At 56.2% G+C, this 2,937-nt stretch carries 1 protein-coding gene; it reads right to left on the bottom strand.

The features are described from left to right. A partial coding sequence (locus L692_RS0118505) for a condensation domain-containing protein (protein ID WP_025701568.1) occupies positions 1-2,937 on the bottom strand: 2,937 nt, incomplete at both ends.

Below are 2,937 nucleotides of genomic sequence, written 5' to 3'. Positions count from 1 at the left end.
CATCTCCAGAGATCGCTCGGCCATAATGGCGACAGGCTCGTCTGCTCGCACGCCTTTGTCCCGCAACGTCCGCGCAAGCCGGTTCGCTCTTTCGTTCAGCTCGCGGTACGTTAATTGGCTTCCTTCGTATACGACCGCTGTCTGGTCCGGGGTGCGCTCTACCTGTTCTTCGAACAGTTGATGAATCGTCTTCTCCTTCGAATACTCGACTGCCGTATCATTGAATACGCGGAGAATGTGCGCCTTCTCTTGCGAGGTCAGCAGGTCCATGTCCTTCACGGCTACGTGCGGGTTGTCCACGATTTGTTCCAGGATGGATACCAAGTGCCCCCAAATTCGCTCTACGTCTGCCTGTTCAAATACGACCGCATTGTACTGGAAGCAAACCCGCATTTCTTCACCCGGTATGACAATCAGATTAAAATCATAGTTCGTTTGCTCGGCAAATGCTACGTTCTCAATCTGAAGAGCAGCTTCACCCTGGTTCCCCATTTGTTCCATCTTCTGATCCAACGGGTAATTTTCGAAGACCAGGATGTGGTTGATGAGATTCTGCTTTTGCTCGGTTCGCGCCTGAATGTCATACAGCGGGTACGTCTCGTAGGCATGCGTGAGAAGGGCTTGCTCCTGGCAGCTTTTCATTACTTCGGCAAAGGTTGACGCTTCCTCGCTCCGAAGCCGAACCGGAATCGTATTAATGAAGAGGCCGATCATCGTTTCAATGCCCGGCAGTTCCGCCGGTCTTCCCGATACGACACTGCCGAATACGACATCCGGACTGTTCGTATATTTTTGCAGCACGATTCCCCATGCCGTCTGCATCAGTGTAGGAACCGTCACCTGGTTCTGCTTCGCGACCCGGTTCATCCGCAGGGTCAGTTCTTTGCTTATCCGGCCTACCCGTTCCTCGGCGGCATATCCGTCCGCCTGTCCGGCAGGTTTTCCTGCCGGCAGCCGGGTCTGCTGCAACGTATAGCCGGCCAAATAGTCGCTCCAATACCGGGCGGCTTCTTCGTGATTTTGCCCTGCCAGCCATTCGATGTATTGACCGTACGGAGAAACGGGAGCAAGCACGGGCTCCCGCTGTTCCCGGAGGGCGACATACGTTTGGAACGCTTCTTGGTAGAGAAGCGATAAACACCAGCCATCCAGGATGATATGGTGGAAGCTCCAAAGGAACCGGTACGTCTCTTCTCCCGTGCGCAGAATGGAGATGCGCATCAGGGCATCTTGCGCAAGGTCAAACCCTCTGCGCTGCTCTTCGTCGGCGACATTCCGGACATACGCTTCGCGCTGCGCTTCCTTCATCGCACGCAGATCTTGGTAATCTACCGCGGCAGGCTTATTCCGGTAGACGACCTGCAGCGGCGTTTCCGTCATGGTGCTATAAAAGTTCGTTCGAAGAACGGCATGCCTGTGCATCAAACGCTCTATGCTCTCGGCAAAGGTTCCGACGTCAAACCGTCCCCGCAGATCGAATGTCGCCCGTTCAAAATAGGCGCCCGAGCGCGGGTCCAGCAAGCTGTGAAACAACATGCCCTTTTGCATGGGCGTTAACGGGTAGACGTTCTCGATCTCGCCGATAAGTCCGGTTTGTTCCACAAGCTGTTCCAGTTCTGCTGCGGTCAGTTCTTTTGCCGACACGTCGCTTGGCGTTAACTCCGTTCGTTCTTTCGCGATGCAGTGCGCGATCACTTCGCGTAAACTTGCCTTCAGCAAACCGGCCAGCCGTTCCACGGTTTCCCTGCGGTACTGTTTCGTACTGTAGCCGACGGTCAGCCCCAATGCGTCTTCCGAGATCATGGCGTTTACATCGAGCGCACAGGTTCTGGTTGCGCGCCCGCTAACAGCGGCTCCACCGGCATAAGGAGAAAGCTGCAAGGCGCTGTTTTTCAGATCTTGGCCGAACTGCCCCAAGTAGTTAAAGCTGATCTCCGGCTTTGCCTGGAACCGATCCGTGTCCGGGGATTCGGACAAATACGTCAGAATCCCGTACCCGATCCCTTTTTGCGGGATTTGGCGCAAGCCTTCTTTGACGCTCTTGATCCGCCGGGATACCTCTTGCTCCTCTCCGATCGCAAGCACAACGGGGTACTGGCTTGTGAACCAGCCGACCGTACGCGTAATATCGATATCGGGGAGGATGGATTCCCGGCCGTGGCCTTCCAGATTGACGAGAATGTGCTTCATCCCGGTCCAGTTATGAATCGCCATGCCCAGCGCCGTCAGCAGCAGATCGTTCACTTCCGTGTTATACGCATGATGCGCCTGTTTGAGCAGCGACTGCGTTTCCTGCGCCGTCCACTGTATGCTCACGATGTCGCTGTCCTGCTGCAGCGGCTTCTCCTGCGCGAAATCTTTGGGCAGAGGCGTCGTGTCCGCCTGTTCGAGCTGCTGCCAATACGCCCGTTCGCGCTGCAGAGCCGGGCTGTGCGCATACTCCGTCAACTGCTGCGCCCACTCCTGGAACGAATCCGATTTTTGCGGCAAGCGGATGGTCTCTCCCCGTACCGCTTGTTCGTAGCCTGCGGCGATATCTTCGAATAAAATCCGCCATGACACCCCGTCTACCGCCAAATGGTGAATGGCGATCAGCAGGTGGTCTCCGTCCGCGCACCGGAACAGCGCCAGCTTCATGAGAGGCCCTTCGCTCAAGCTGATGCTGCTTTGCAAGGCGTTGGACTGGGCTTCGATAGCTTGTGCGCACGCGGCTTCGCCTTGGAAGTCAAACACATCCAGGGTGTATAAGCCGCCTTCCTCCGTTCCCCGGTTCCACTGCTCATATCCGCCGTCACGCTGGCGGAACACGATCCGCAGCGCATCGTGATGTTCGGTAATGGTCCGCATCACTTGGCGGAGCGCAGATTCGTCGAATCCTTGCTCCCGATACAGCATCACCGCCTGGTTAAAGTGATGGACATCCGGCGACTGCTGCTC

It is taken from the genome of Paenibacillus forsythiae T98, from assembly GCF_000520735.1.
In the GTDB taxonomy this organism is placed as follows: Bacteria; Bacillota; Bacilli; order Paenibacillales; family Paenibacillaceae; genus Paenibacillus_AQ; species Paenibacillus_AQ forsythiae.
Note: the sequence above shows the minus strand (reverse complement) of the source record. Positions and strands in the feature narration are given on the sequence as shown.